Source organism: Paenibacillus sp. RU5M (assembly GCF_900221055.1).
GTDB classification, from domain to species: Bacteria; Bacillota; Bacilli; order Paenibacillales; family Paenibacillaceae; genus Paenibacillus; species Paenibacillus marchantiae.
In genome coordinates, this window is sequence record NZ_OBQM01000001.1 from 974,726 (window position 1) to 988,865 (window position 14,140).

The 14,140-nt window shown below is 45.1% G+C and carries 10 protein-coding genes; 9 read left to right on the plus strand and 1 reads right to left on the minus strand.

Annotated features, from left to right (window positions below; genetic code table 11):
- Positions 1–32 precede the first annotated feature (32 nt).
- The 7 genes from CRO25_RS04550 to CRO25_RS04580 all read left to right on the plus strand — a co-directional run bounded on the left by CRO25_RS04550 (position 33) and on the right by CRO25_RS04580 (position 8,205).
- A complete protein-coding gene (locus CRO25_RS04550) occupies positions 33–917 on the plus strand; it encodes a carbohydrate ABC transporter permease (RefSeq protein WP_079693781.1) in 885 nt (294 codons plus the stop codon).
- A 15-nt stretch (positions 918–932) separates the two neighbouring features.
- On the plus strand, positions 933–1,760 hold the full coding sequence (locus CRO25_RS04555) for a carbohydrate ABC transporter permease (RefSeq protein WP_079693780.1): 828 nt from the start codon (positions 933–935) through the stop codon (positions 1,758–1,760).
- Between the two features lie 19 nt (positions 1,761–1,779).
- Positions 1,780–4,038: an FAD-dependent oxidoreductase gene (locus CRO25_RS04560; RefSeq protein ID WP_079693779.1), complete on the plus strand. Its 2,259-nt coding sequence runs from the start codon at positions 1,780–1,782 to the stop codon at positions 4,036–4,038.
- Between the two features lie 146 nt (positions 4,039–4,184).
- Entirely contained in the window at positions 4,185–4,751 is a 567-nt protein-coding gene (locus CRO25_RS04565; protein ID WP_079693778.1) for a helix-turn-helix domain-containing protein, read from the plus strand.
- Between the two features lie 222 nt (positions 4,752–4,973).
- Positions 4,974–6,209 (plus strand): MFS transporter, encoded by a 1,236-nt coding sequence (locus CRO25_RS04570; protein WP_079693777.1) that lies wholly within the window; start codon positions 4,974–4,976, stop codon positions 6,207–6,209.
- Between the two features lie 2 nt (positions 6,210–6,211).
- A complete protein-coding gene (locus CRO25_RS04575) occupies positions 6,212–6,643 on the plus strand; it encodes a universal stress protein (protein WP_079693776.1) in 432 nt (143 codons plus the stop codon).
- A 332-nt stretch (positions 6,644–6,975) separates the two neighbouring features.
- Positions 6,976–8,205 (plus strand): multidrug effflux MFS transporter, encoded by a 1,230-nt coding sequence (locus CRO25_RS04580; protein WP_063563647.1) that lies wholly within the window; start codon positions 6,976–6,978, stop codon positions 8,203–8,205.
- 117 nt (positions 8,206–8,322) lie between these two features.
- Here the strand turns inward: CRO25_RS04580 and CRO25_RS04585 are convergent, their stop codons facing one another.
- A complete protein-coding gene (locus tag CRO25_RS04585; RefSeq protein ID WP_079693775.1) occupies positions 8,323–9,219 on the minus strand; it encodes an AraC family transcriptional regulator in 897 nt (298 codons plus the stop codon).
- Between the two features lie 127 nt (positions 9,220–9,346).
- Between CRO25_RS04585 and CRO25_RS04590 the strand changes: the two genes are divergently transcribed.
- Both CRO25_RS04590 and CRO25_RS04595 read left to right on the plus strand, forming a co-directional pair.
- A complete protein-coding gene (locus tag CRO25_RS04590) occupies positions 9,347–12,742 on the plus strand; it encodes a DUF5107 domain-containing protein (protein WP_079693774.1) in 3,396 nt (1,131 codons plus the stop codon).
- A 94-nt stretch (positions 12,743–12,836) separates the two neighbouring features.
- Positions 12,837–14,123 (plus strand): cellulase-like family protein, encoded by a 1,287-nt coding sequence (locus CRO25_RS04595; protein ID WP_079693773.1) that lies wholly within the window; start codon positions 12,837–12,839, stop codon positions 14,121–14,123.
- Positions 14,124–14,140 lie beyond the last annotated feature (17 nt).

Here is a 14,140-nt window from a genome sequence, read left to right on the forward strand (position 1 = left end):
AGTTTCATACGAGAAGAAAGGCGGCGTTTTCTGTGAAAAGGAACAGCTGGATTCGGAAACAAGGCTGGGTGGGCTACATATTTATTTTGCCTAATATGCTCGGTATCCTGGCATTTTTTATTCTGCCTGCCTTGTACTCCTTCTTTATGATGTTCACGGACTATCAATTCGCCAATCCGAATTGGACGTTCACCGGATTAGATAATATCCAACGCCTTTTTGGTGATGATCAGTTCTATGCTTCAATCAAATATACGATCATATTCCTGATGTCCGTTCCGGTCTCATTAGCAATTGCATTTCTCGTTGCTCTTGTGCTTAACCGGAGCGTGTATTTGAAAGGATTGCTTAGAGGCATGTTCTTCCTGCCATATATCTCAAGCGGTGTTGCTGTTGCTTTTGTATGGATGCTGCTGTTCCAGCCGTCCCAGGGGCCAATTAATGAAGTACTTCGCTTTATCGGCATTGTATCGCCTCCGGGTTGGTTCGCCGATTCGAGTTCGGCAATGTATGCCATTGACGTCGTGCAAATCTGGTTTATGTTAGGTTACAACATGATTATCTATTTGGCAGCTCTGCAAGAGATTTCGACCGAGCAACTTGAAGCGGCGCGTATCGACGGGGCAGGGAAAGTGACTATTACATGGAGGATTGTATGGCCACTTGTTAGTCCAACGACATTTATGCTATTGATTACGGGGCTGATTATGACAGTCAAATCATTCTCTCTTATCCAAGCGATTACGGGCGGCGGCCCAAGCGGAAGCACTACGATTCTGTCGCTGTTCGTCTACAAAACGGCATTTAGCTATTATGAGATGGGCTATGCATCAACCATTTCCTGGTTCCTGTTTGCGGTTATTCTTGTCATTACCATTATCCAATGGGTCGGCCAAAAACGCTGGGTCCATTACTAGAGAGGAGCTGGCTCTATGTTTAGAACAACGAAGACACGCTCGGTTAAGCTTTCTGTCACGATCCTTATGCTGATTGCAGGGTTGTTTATGATTGTCCCTTTTTTATGGATGCTCAGTACTTCCTTCCAGACCCCAAGTGAAGTATTCCGCCAATGGCTTCCTTCGAAGCTGGACTGGACCAGCCATAAGCGAATCTGGACGGGAAACTATAACTTTCTCCCTTATTATTTGAACTCAATTAAGATTGCCGTGATTGGTACAGTAGGTGCCGTTTTTTTGTCGGCCTTTGCTGCTTATGGCTTCGCCCGTACGGAATTTAAAGGACGTAATACCCTCTTCATCGTGTATCTATCCATGATGATGATTCCTCCTCAAGTCGTTTTTGTTCCGAAGTTTATCCTGTTTAACTGGCTTCATATTTATAACACGCATTGGGCATTAATTCTGCCAGCCATGTTCTCGATATTTGGCGTATTTATGCTCCGTCAATTCTTTCTCAGTATACCGAACGAGATTACAGAATCTGCATTACTCGATGGTGCGGGTCATTTTCGAATTTTCTTCAAGCTGGTGTTACCGTTAGCCAAACCAGCGCTTGCAACGTTTGCGATTATCGATTTTTCCTGGCAGTGGAATGATTATGAGAATGCTCTGGTTTTCCTGCAGAGTCCAAAGCTTTATACGATTCCGCTTGGTCTACAAAATTTCGTTCTGGAAAACAACGTTGATTATAACGGAATGATGGCAGCTTCTTCCGCAGCGATTATCCCTATGATTTTAATCTTTCTGCTTGGTCAGAAATATATTATTCAAGGTGTATCCAGTTCAGCTGTAAAAGGCTAATTCAAAGGAGGCTTATATAATGAGACGCGAGAAACTATTATTCGATGTTACGGTCATTGGCGGAGGACTTTCCGGGATTTGTGCCGCTATTGCAGCGGCAAGATTAGGTCAAAAGGTTGCCCTCGTGCATAATCGTCCTGTACTTGGCGGCAATTCCAGCTCCGAGGTACGTGTATGGGTATGCGGTGCAACGGGGCATGGCGTGAATCGTTATGCCCGGGAGACCGGTATTATGGGTGAATTGTTCATTCAGAATCAACAACGGAATCCGGAAGGCAACCCCTATTTGTGGGACGTTACTTTGCTGGAGGCGGTAAGAGCCGAACCTAATCTGACTCTATTTATGAATACGGATGTTAGAGAAGTAGAAGCAGACGGTGAGAAAGATGCAAGGATAATTCGTAGCGTGAAAGGCTGGATGATGGGCTCCGAGCGTGAGATTACGTTTGAAAGTAAGATCTTTCTTGACTGTACAGGTGACGGACTCGTCGGATTTCTCGCTGGAGCAGCATACCGGATTGGCCGTGAAGCCCGTCATGAGTTCGGGGAAGAATGGGCACCGGAAGTTGCTGATGATATTACGCTTGGCAGCACACTGTTGTTCTATACGAAAGATACCGGAAAACCGGTCCGGTTTGTAGCTCCATCGTTTGCTAAAGACATTACGACAACCCCAATTCCGCTAAAGCGTGTGATCCGCAGTGGAGATTCTGGCTGTCATTACTGGTGGATTGAATGGGGCGGCGAGCTGGATACGGTACATGAGAATGAGCAGATTCGGGATGAGTTATGGTCTGTTATTTATGGCATCTGGGATTATATTAAGAACTCCGGCAAGTTTCAGGCCGAGGAGATGACGTTGGAATGGGTAGGCTCGATTCCAGGCAAACGCGAATACCGCCGCTTCCTTGGTGATACGATTCTGACGCAAAATGATGTTATCTCTCAACGTCCATTCGAAGACCGGGTCGCCTTTGGTGGTTGGTCCATCGACCTGCATCCCCCACAAGGGATGTATGCAAGCGAGAGCGGCTCCAAGCATCTGCATGCGGATGGCATTTATCATATTCCGTTTGGATGTCTGTACTCCCGCAATGTCAGCAATCTGCTGTTTGCGGGACGTAATATCAGTGCATCGCATGTTGCATTCGGAACAACCCGCGTCATGGCAACTTGTGCGGTAATGGGAGAAGCGGCAGGTGTAGGCGCTGCCTTGTCGGTAATCAAAGGCGTTACGCCTCGTGAGCTGCGTGAGCAGCATTTAACCGAATTGCAGCAAACGATGTTACGGACCGATGCCTCAATTATAGGACTGAGAAATATGGATTCTGCTGACATTGCGAGAAAGGGGATCATCACGGCTTCAAGCATGATGACCCGAATTTTGATCAACGAACCTTCCGAGGAATACCGGCTGGTCACTGATGTTGGATGGCTGTTCCCGACCGAGGGTGGAATTGAGGGATTTACGCTGTTGGTCTCTGCCCGTGAGGCTACAAGTCTCACTATAGAACTATGGGATACAGGTCGCCCTGAGAATTATGTACCGGCAAACTTCAAGCAAGCTTTGCATATCCAGGTCGATGCAGGTGAAAATCAATGGTTGGATGTGCCTGCAGACAGTGCAATGTTTGGAGGGGATCCTTCTAATGTATTTATCATTGTTCGTGCGAATGAAGCAGCCAGTCTCTATACATCAGCTGTTCCGATCAGCGGTGTCCTCGCGTTTGAGCGGGGAGTCAAGCCAATAGTCAGCTCTGATCTGGAGGATCATCAGCCGAATCAGCCCATTATCGAATGGTCGATGAAGCGACTTGTCCGAAAGCCATTCTGTTTTGCAGTTGAGACTGGCGCGTATTCACCTGATAAAGTCATCAACGGCTATGTCCGCCCGTTTAGCGGTCCACAGTTGTGGATATCGGAGCCCATCACTAATGGCCGTGAAGAATGGATTGAAGTCAAGCTTCCAGAACCAGTGGATATTCGGGAAATTCACCTTACCTTTAATGACGATGTTAATGAGGATTTGATCAATTTGCATCATCACGAGACACCGTTTCTGATCATTCCCGAGTTGGTTAAGAGCTACGAGGTGCAGGCATATATTAATGGGGAATGGGAACGTTTTGCTGGTGATAGCCATAACCTTACTCGCAAAAAGATTCATCGTCTTGAGAATCCGATCCAATCAAAACGGATTAGGGTGATCATTAAGGAAACGCACGGTGGCGATCGGGCAGAAGTGTTTGAAATTCGACTATATGATTCTTATAGATGACGGCACCCGTGTTCCGCAGCTAGCATCCACAAATAAATGATTGGCCGAAATCTCGCCTTCTTCTTCTGAACTCTAATCGTATGGAAAAGAATCTAGATAAACGATATACTAGCTTATAACTGCTTTTTTGTTGAGGTGAATATCTAATGGAAGAAGTCGACGAATCCAAACAACTTGTATTACAAATTGGCGCTGCCTTGAAAAGGTACAGAAAAGAAAACAACATGAGCTTAGACGACTTAGCGGAATTGACAGGCGTAAGCAAACTTACTCTGGGAAATATTGAACGTGGCGAGACAAATCCAACTTTGGCGATGATATGGAAAATCTCAAAAGGCATATCTTTACCACTCATGGCTTTGTTCAAATCAGAAGACCCTGTAAGTTTGTATCGAGCAGGCGAAGGACTGCGGTTTTCTAATGAACAAAAAAATTGGGTTATTGAACCCGTGTTTAAAAACGCTAGCAGCGATATTGAAATGTGTCGGGCTTACTTACAGCCCAATAGCTCCTACCACCCTGAAGGACATCATGTGAATACAACTGAAATTGCGACCGTAATGACGGGATCCATTGAAATTCAAGTCAATGGAGAGATTCACATCTTGAATCAATACGATACGATTAGTTTCCGTGCTGATTCTCCACACTCTTATACCAATCATACGAATAGTGAAACCGTGCTGCATATAGCCTTGAAGTATGGTTTCTAAAAGTCGCAAATTCCACTTATGAATACAACTCCGAATTCCATCACCGGAATTCAGAGTTGTATTTTTGTTTTTTTAGACAATTTAATTATATTATAAAATACTTATTGTAAATAATTATATACTATACTATACTTTTATTGTCCGCGCGGATAATTATTGCACCATTTTTACAATCAACAGGGAACAAATAATACCTGTGATTTCAGGAAGGAGAATTGAAGAATGCTGAACAATCAAAATACAAAAGCCCTACCTTCCTCTATAGGGTTTATCATTCTCGGCATTATTTTTATTGCTGCTAATTTACGTACTCCCTTAACATCAGTCGGTCCTTTAGTGAGTCTAATAAGGGATGACGTTCATATTTCAAATACATTAGCGGGCTTGATAACGACTTTACCCTTGCTAGCCTTTGCTTTATTATCGCCTCTAGTACCGAAATTAGGCCGAAAGTATGGGGTTGAACGTATCATTTTGCTTGCCCTAATCTTTTTGACAATTGGCATTGTAATACGTTCTTTATCTGGTGCAGCTAATCTGTATATTGGAACAGTAATTCTAGGATTTGCAATTGCCATATGTAATGTATTATTGCCAAGTATAATCAAAAGGGATTTCCCCAATAAAATTGGCTCTATGACAGGTCTTTACTCCGTTTCAATGTGTTTATGTGGAGCCATTGCATCAGGAATCAGTGTACCGCTAGCTGTGAACGCAGGTCTAAAATGGCAGGGAGCATTAGGAATATGGGGGATTCTAAGTTTTGTAGCCATTCTCTGTTGGTTACCCCAATTAAGAAATCAATTGAAGCAAACAGTCACGACCAGTCAGCAGAGGGCCAGCAACGATGTGAATGTTTGGCGGTCTCCTCTTGCATGGCAGGTAACCTTATTTATGGGTATACAGTCCATGGTTTTCTATGTGTTGATCGCATGGTTACCTGAAATTTTAAAGCAGCAAGGAATTGATTCAACCCAATCAGGTTGGTACCTCTCGATAATGCAGTTAGCACTGCTTCCATTTACATTTATTGTTCCTGTTATTGCTGGGCGCATGTCTAGCCAACGTTTGTTAGTGGTTATCACAACCATTTTGCTTTTGACGGGAACACTCGGGCTTCTTTACGGAAGCTCCAATATTATATTATTGTGGATCATAATACTGGGAATTGGTGTAGGTTTCGCCTTTAGTTTATCCATGATGTTTTTTGGGTTACGCACTGAAAATGCGCATCAAGCAGCGGAATTGTCTGGCATGGCGCAATCGATCGGATATCTTCTTGCCGCAATTGGTCCTGCCCTTATTGGATATCTGCATGATGCGACAAATAGTTGGGATATGCCACTTTTCATTCTGCTGGGCGCTTCGGTCTTACTTTTGTTAGCCGGAATGGGAGCAGCAAGAAACCGTTTTGTAGGTAGCGGAAGTCGTTACGAGCTGCCACGGAAAGGACGATAACTATGTTTGACAAAATTATTGTGGCAATTGATCAAGCTGGAATAACGAACAAACTTCTCAATGCAACCGTTGAAATAGCCCGAGACAAACAAAGCCAAGTTACCTTGGTTAATGTTAGCCAGGAATATGTATCGAGTGGTATGACCTATTTACCAGAGAATTTCTTGGAAGAAATATTGAACGAAATGAAGAAAGCGAGTCTGGAACAGTTGCAACACGCCAAATCCAAATTAAAATCTGCGGGGATTAACTCAGAAACAGTTCATCTTAAGGGAGATCCTTCACATGAAATATTAAAATATGCTAAGGATACTGAGCAGCAACTTATTATTATTGGTAGCCGGGGGCTAAGTGGCATAAAAGAAATGATGCTTGGAAGTGTCAGCCACAAGGTTTCACAGTTATCGAAATGCCCAGTGCTCATTGTGCACTAAATCCTTAGGAAACTGCAAGGCTGATGCATTGATATACTAATGCGGAACACGAGTTGCATGAATAGTCTAAAACCCCCTACTAAAGCAAAACTATAATTTGCTCTAGTAGGGGGTTTTATGATTGCTTTTAAACGAACTATTGACTTACAGTTAACTCTATGTCTTATACTCCGAATAGGAAAGAAAAATAAGTGGCTTTTCTGGAGTAGGGCAGTTACAATTTGTTAGGATCATAGATGTGGGGTGTGAACGGGGGATAGGTAACGCTAAATGGATTGTAATGACGATTCAAATAAACTAAATTACGTAATGAATTGGAGATTTAATCAACAATGATAAAGAGTAATAATTGGAATGTATTTGGCCTGGCATTGTTGCTGGGTTTGTTTTCAACATTAGGCCCATTTACTATTGATATGTATTTACCGGCTTTTCCTGAGATTGCAAAGAATTTCAATACAAGTGCATCGCTTGTTCAGTTTAGTCTTACTGCTTGTTTATTAGGTCTAGGTGTGGGGCAGCTCGTTATGGGTCCTTTGAGTGATGCTCACGGTAGACGTAAACCGTTGTTAATCTCCATGGCAGCCTATATTATTTGCTCCTTGGCGTGCGCTTTTGCTCCTAATATCGGACTATTGATTTTGTTTCGGTTCACTCAAGGGTTTGCGGCTTCAGCAGGAATTGTTATTTCTCGCGCGATAGCTAGAGACCTGTACAGTGGACATGAACTCACTAAATTCTTCTCTTTGCTGTTGCTTGTAGGGAATTTAGGGCCTTTGGCAGCACCGATCGCTGGAAGTGGCATTCTTTCATTCACGACATGGATTGGAGTGTTTATCTCACTCTCATTTTTGGGCGTTTTCTTATTAATAATGACAAAGTGGGGCTTGAAGGAGTCTAACCCACCTGAACGACGTATGGCTCCCAACTTCAAACAACAGTTGGGCAATTACAGAACGCTACTACGTGACCGCAAGTTTGTCGGCTATATGCTTGCACAGGGAATCATGACGGCTGGGGTATTTGCATATGTAGCAGGAACACCATTTATTTACCAAAATATTTATGGAGTCACACCAACTGTATTTGCTATATTGTTTGCTTCGAACGGGATCAGCTTGATCATCGGTTCCCAAATTGTGGGTCGGTTAGCACAACGTATACCTGAGCAGACTCTTCTATTATCTGGACTGTGGCTTGCTCTAGCGGCAAGCGTTGCAGCTTTGGTGGTAACCATAGTTCATGGCCCGCTGTTCGCATTGGTCATTCCATTGTTCTTCTTTGTTTGCTCCATAGGTATTACGTCTACTGCAGCATTTCCGCTTGCGATGGAGAGCCAAGCCAAGATGGCTGGAAGTGCAGCAGCGCTACTCGGAGTTGTTCCTTTCCTTTTAGGCGCGCTGGTTGCTCCTCTGGTTGGTATCGCAGGTGAAGACACTGCCGTCCCACTTGGACTCACTTTATTAATGACCAGTCTCGTTGCGATTCTTACGTACTTCCTACTCGTTAAAAAAATATCGCATCACACACCTCAGCATGCTCAGTCTGATGCTAACTTTTAATTGAGAATATGAGGGATTGATCCTATTAGATATAAAAAACCGTTGATCTTTAATTTAAAGACTCAACGGTTTTTTATTATGGTAATGAAGGAAAGACGGCAAAGAACTTTTGAAAGGCTAGCCTTTCGGGATCTTCCGGTAGCTGGAAGGGGAGAATCCCGATATCTTCTTGAAGAGCCTGGAGAAATAATAGGGATCACTAATGCCCACTGCATAGCTGACTTCCTTAATACTCAATTCGGTAAGATCCAGAAGATGACCTGCCCGCTGAATTTTGAGCTGTAGAAAATATTCGATCGGAGCGACGCCCGTTTCAGATTTAAACAGAAAGATCAGATGCTGTTTCGACACCCCGACATGATTAGCCAACTCCGTAAGAGAAATAGAGCCACTCATATGTACATTCATGTATTGAATGGCCTGTTCCAGATAAGTTTCACGTTTCTTCTCTTGTGCCGATTTGACGGCATTTAAGCCAATCCCGGAGAGCAACTGTCTAGTAGTTTGGGCCACATGTACATGGGTAGTCAGGGCATATGTCCGCTCGGCCAGCATTTCATAGGTAGGTAGGAACCATTCCATTAAACGGGCCTTGCCGCTTGGGGATAAAGCGAGTGTGGCGTTAGATAAACCAAACATCTTCACCAATCGATTCGAATGGCTGCCTTTGAAATGAAACCAGTAGATACTCCATGGATTCTCCTGCATTGCCCCGTAACGATGTGCAGTTTCGGGTGGGATTATCATCATATCTCCTTGCTGCATGATTAATCGCTCTCCATGATTCAACTCAACCCATCCTTCTCCCGCTTCGCAAAAGATGAAAATATGCGAGGGGCTGCCCTCCAGACGCTCCCTGAAATGATAGTGAGCGTTGGGGAAATAGCCGATGTCCGTAATAAATAAGGTAGAGGTTAGTTCTTCTTGTTCCAGTTCTTTCATCCAGTATTCAGGAAGTACATATAGCTTCTCCTCTGCAAATCCTTCACGCTTGCGTATGTGGTCAGGACTCATTCCAGTTACCCCCGTAATTCATAATCCGAATAAGAATATAATCCATCACTTCCCGCATTTCGTCAATTGGAACCTTCCTTGCCAGAATATACAGTATAACTATCAAGACAAGGGAGGCAGTTCTAACATGAAGCATGAGGCTGTGGATCACAAGCTGGAGGCGGATCCAACCGGATCCAGTCAGGTACAAGTGTGGGAGACAAGCGTGTTGATACCTACATATGAGGCGGGTGAAGCTGACCCAAATCCGATGTTTCTGGAGAAAAGAGTCTATCAGGGAAGCACCGGTCGTGTGTATCCGCATCCAGTGATCGAGAGTATCTCGGATGTGAAGCATGATAAAAATTACAAATTGGTTATTCTGGAGAATCAATATATCCGTATGGAGATCATGCCGGAAATCGGCGGTAGAATCTATCGTGCGCTTGATAAAACGAACAATTATGATTTTGTTTATTATAACCGCGTCATTAAGCCTGCACTGGTGGGCCTTGCTGGTCCTTGGATCTCCGGAGGAATTGAATTTAACTGGCCGCAGCATCACCGTCCTAATACATTTGGTCCGGTTGAATACAAATACGAAGTAACTGGCGATGGCAGTGCTACAGTATGGGTTAGTGAGATTGACCGGATGTACGGTACAAAAGTCACTGCAGCCTTCAAACTCTATCCGGATAAAGCCTATTTGGAGATCCAGGCTCAATTATACAACCGGACACCTGAGCCACAGACCTTTCTGTGGTGGGCAAATCCGGCCGTAGCAGTTAATGAATATACACAATCCGTGTTTCCACCAGACGTAACGGCTGTATTCGATCATGGCAAAAGGGATGTCTCCCGTTTTCCTATTGCTACCGGAACTTATTACAAACAGGATTACTCGGAAGGCGTTGATATTTCCCGGTATAAGAACATCCCGGTTCCGACTTCGTACATGGCTTATAAATCCGATTATAATTTCGTCGGCGCATATGATCACGGCGTAGAGGCCGGATTGCTGCATGTGGCGAATCATCATATTTCTCCCGGCAAGAAACAATGGACTTGGGGGAATGGGGAGTTCGGTCAGGCGTGGGACCGTCAATTGACGGATGAAGATGGCCCATACATTGAACTTATGACTGGAGTGTACACAGACAATCAGCCCGACTTCACTTGGCTACAGCCCTACGAGGAGAAGACCTTTACCCAGTATTTCATGCCTTACAAAAACATCGGTGTCGTAAAAAATGCCTCCATCGAAGCAGCCATCAATCTGGAAGTTGATGCTGAAGCCGGAGAGGCAGTGATCAAGGTATATGCAACATCTAAACTCGAACATGCCGTTGTGGAGTTGAGTGGGGCGGCAACCCGGTATTTGCAGGAAACGGTTGAATTGTCCCCTGTAGATGTATATCAGAAGGTTATTCCGCTGGAGAGCGGGGAGCAGGAGCATGATCTGAAGCTTTTGGTTCGAAATAGGGAAGGCAGAGTGCTGATTTCCTATCAACCGAAACGTCCAGATATTGAACAGATTCCTGAAGCTGCTAAACCACTGGCAGCACCAGAAGAACTGCGTTCGACCGAAGAACTGTATCTGGCAGGCAAGCATCTGGAGCAATATCGGCATGCTACGTTTGAGCCTGAAGCGTACTATCTGGAAGGATTGAAGCGGGATAACGGAGATATCCGGTTAAATGTAGCTTATGGAACGTTACTACTTCGTCGTGGATTATACATAGACAGCGAGCAGTATTTCCGTAAATCTATTGAGCGGTTGACCTGGCGTAATCCGAACCCATATGAGAGCGAGGCCTACTACCAGCTGGGAAGAGCACTTCGTGGCCAAGGCCGTTTGGATGAAGCGTTTACTGCTTTCCACAAATCGGTCTGGTCGGCAACGTGGCAGGATGCTGGGTACTTCTCTCTTGCTCAGATTTCCAGCCTGAAAGGCCAGTACACCGAGGCACTGGAGCAGATCGAACGTTCACTCATCCGCAATTCACGAAACTACAAAGCACGTAATCTGAAAGCCGCACTGCTGCGCAAGCTTGGTCTGATTGATAATGCAAAGGCCTATGCGCTTGAAACCCTTGAATTGGATGTTGCGGATTTTGGAGCTTATAATGAGTTGGCTTTGGCTCATACAGCTATGGGAGACAAGGATGCTGCACAAGGTATTCTGACTGAATTACAGCAATTGATGAGAGATGACGCCCACAACTATCTGAATGTCATCGCAGATTATATGGACAGCGGTTTCTATGAAGAAGCCATTGCAGTAGGGAAAAGAATAGTGGACCCGGAAAATTCAGTCTATCCGATGCTGCATTATGCACTGGCTGAATTATATAAACGTATCGGACAACATGAACATGCTCAAGAAGCACGTCGTAAGGGACAATTGGCCAATCCAACCTATTGTTTCCCGAACACGTTGTTTGAACTTGAGCTGCTGGTAAGTGCAGTTCATGCTAACCCGAAGGACGACAAGGCTCATTACTACCTCGGAAACTTTTATTATGACAAAAAACGACCTATCGAGGCGATTGCGAGCTGGGAGAAATCCCGCGAACTGCGGGATGATTTTCCGACGGTACACCGCAACTTGGGGCTGGCCTATTACAACAAACAGAACAATCCGCAAGCGGCCCTAGCTTCGCTTGAACAGGCCTTTGCTTATGCACCGGATGATGGTCGTATTTTCTTTGAACTGGATCAGCTGCGTAAGAAGCTTGCGTGGTCAACAGACAAACGCCTCCAGTTCCTTGAAGAGCGGCGAGATCTGGTCGAGAAGCGAGATGATCTGTATGTGGAATACGTATCCCTGCTAAACAATCTTGAACGTTATCAAGAGGCAATCGCAGCCTTGTCTCTGCGCAATTTCCATCCGTGGGAAGGTGGAGAAGGGAAAGTGACTGGGCAATATAAGTTGGCTCATACTGAGCTTGGTAAACAAGCGCTGCAAAACGGTCATTATGAAGCAGCAGTTCAGCATTTACAACAAGCATTAGTCTATCCGTTGAATCTGGGAGAAGGTAAGTTGGAAGGAACTCAGGAGAATAATATTTATTATTATCTAGGCATGGCTTACGAAGGTCTGCATCGGGAAACAGAAGCTATCGCTAGTTATACCATAGCTTCACAGGGTCTAGCCGAGCCGACAAGTGCGTTGTTCTACAACGATCAGCCGCCAGAAATGATCTTCTACCAAGGGTTGGCCTGGTTAAAGCTCCGTAACAGGAAGGAAGCTAAGCGCCGTTTTAATAAACTGATTGATTATGCTGAAAAGCATATTTTTGACGATATCAAAATGGACTATTTTGCGGTATCATTGCCGGATTTCCTGGTATTTGAGGATGATTTGAACCGGCGAAATGTAATCCATTGCAGGTACATGAGGGGATTGGGACTTCTGGGGCTTGGCCGTGACAAAGAAGCCGGAACCGAACTTGAGTTGGCTCTGAAAATGGAGCCTAATCATCAAGGGGCAATGGTTCATAGACGGTATTCCCAACGACTGCGCGAAGGATTTCAACCTTAATGCTCCATCATCAAAGAGATGTAGAGATATTTTTTGGCTGTATTATAGAGAATAAACCTGTATTGCTACAAACAAAAAGGAAGGTGTAATGATAATGGATGTAGGGCGTAGGGAGTTGCCGCGCAAACTGACCATCACGATGTGGGATTTTTCCTGGTACACCATGACCTTACCGGGAGAACCCTATAGCGACCTTGAGGCGAGATTTAAGGAAGCAGTGGAGAGGGGCTACAATACGATCCGAATCTGTGCGATGCCCTTTTTATTGTTCACGGCGGAAGGCAAGCGGCCGGGTCCATTATACTTCGGCAGTCTTGGAGAGATCGGGCAGCGGACACGCTGGTACAACTGCCGGGGCGGCGCCGAGCTGGATGGACATGCGCATTTACTGGAGTTGTTCAGACAGGCCAAGGCCCATGGCTGTTATATCATCCTGTCTTCTTGGGAATATCAGCAGAGCCCCAGCTTCCTGGCATTTCCCGGGTTGCGCGATGAACTGGCTGCCATAGCTCCGGAGGAGCGGTTTATGGCTATTGCGAGATCCATGGATCAGCTTATCCGGTATATAAAAGCGGAAGGATACGACAAGCAGATCGTCTACGCGGAGCTGCATAATGAGGTGGAGTTCGGGCAACTGACCGAGATTGGAACCGCTCGAGGCATTGCCCCGTCCAATGTACCAGCACTGGTGGAAGCCATGCAGCCTTATATTGAAGAGGCCGTAGGTTATCTTAGAAGTGTCCACCCGGATATTTTGATGACAGCAAGCTATACACTAAATGAAGCCTATCCCAAATCCTATGTAGCGGGAAATTTACAGGTTGCACATTTCCATCTCTATATCAAAGGGGTATTGAATGAATTAACCGAAGCGGCTGGAATTGATGATGAGCAGGCGCCTTTTCCCGGCTCATTTGTCCAATCGCTCCTGCGGGAGGATGCGCCTCCATTTGAAGAGTATACGCTACCGCGCGACCAAGAATGGAGAATGGAAGGTAATCCGGTAGGGTTAAGGCTGCTCTATCTGCATGACTGGGTGGAACCGGATAAATGGGATCTTTTTTTATACGACAATTATAGTAAACATAAGCTGGCTATGCTGCAAAAGGCAGATATGCGCTTCGAGGAAGCTCACGAATGGGCGGCTCATTCTGGCTTGCCGGTCGTTATTGGGGAAGGATATGTTGGTTATACGCCGCTGTTAGCGGGATTCGAAGAGGGGCCTGTTGGGAAATTCATTGCAGAGTACGCGCTGCGTAAAGGAATGGCACTTGGCTTCTGGGGAATGACTCTATGCTCTAACTGTGCGCCGCATCATCCTTTCTGGGACGATATCCCCTGGCAACAGAAATGGAATCGATATATTCTTGCATCGCAATAATTGTTATGTTGGAAAGA

What these genes read in the sequence shown, in the direction of transcription:
- CRO25_RS04555 (WP_079693780.1), top strand. Translation starts at nt 933, where the DNA reads ATGTTTAGAACAACGAAGACACGCTCGGTTAAGCTTTCTGTCACGATC.
- CRO25_RS04560 (WP_079693779.1), top strand. Translation starts at nt 1,780, where the DNA reads ATGAGACGCGAGAAACTATTATTCGATGTTACGGTCATTGGCGGAGGA.
- CRO25_RS04565 (WP_079693778.1), top strand. Translation starts at nt 4,185, where the DNA reads ATGGAAGAAGTCGACGAATCCAAACAACTTGTATTACAAATTGGCGCT.
- CRO25_RS04570 (WP_079693777.1), top strand. Translation starts at nt 4,974, where the DNA reads ATGCTGAACAATCAAAATACAAAAGCCCTACCTTCCTCTATAGGGTTT.
- CRO25_RS04575 (WP_079693776.1), top strand. Translation starts at nt 6,212, where the DNA reads ATGTTTGACAAAATTATTGTGGCAATTGATCAAGCTGGAATAACGAAC.
- CRO25_RS04580 (WP_063563647.1), top strand. Translation starts at nt 6,976, where the DNA reads ATGATAAAGAGTAATAATTGGAATGTATTTGGCCTGGCATTGTTGCTG.
- CRO25_RS04585 (WP_079693775.1), bottom strand. Translation starts at nt 9,219, where the DNA reads ATGAGTCCTGACCACATACGCAAGCGTGAAGGATTTGCAGAGGAGAAG.
- CRO25_RS04590 (WP_079693774.1), top strand. Translation starts at nt 9,347, where the DNA reads ATGAAGCATGAGGCTGTGGATCACAAGCTGGAGGCGGATCCAACCGGA.
- CRO25_RS04595 (WP_079693773.1), top strand. Translation starts at nt 12,837, where the DNA reads ATGGATGTAGGGCGTAGGGAGTTGCCGCGCAAACTGACCATCACGATG.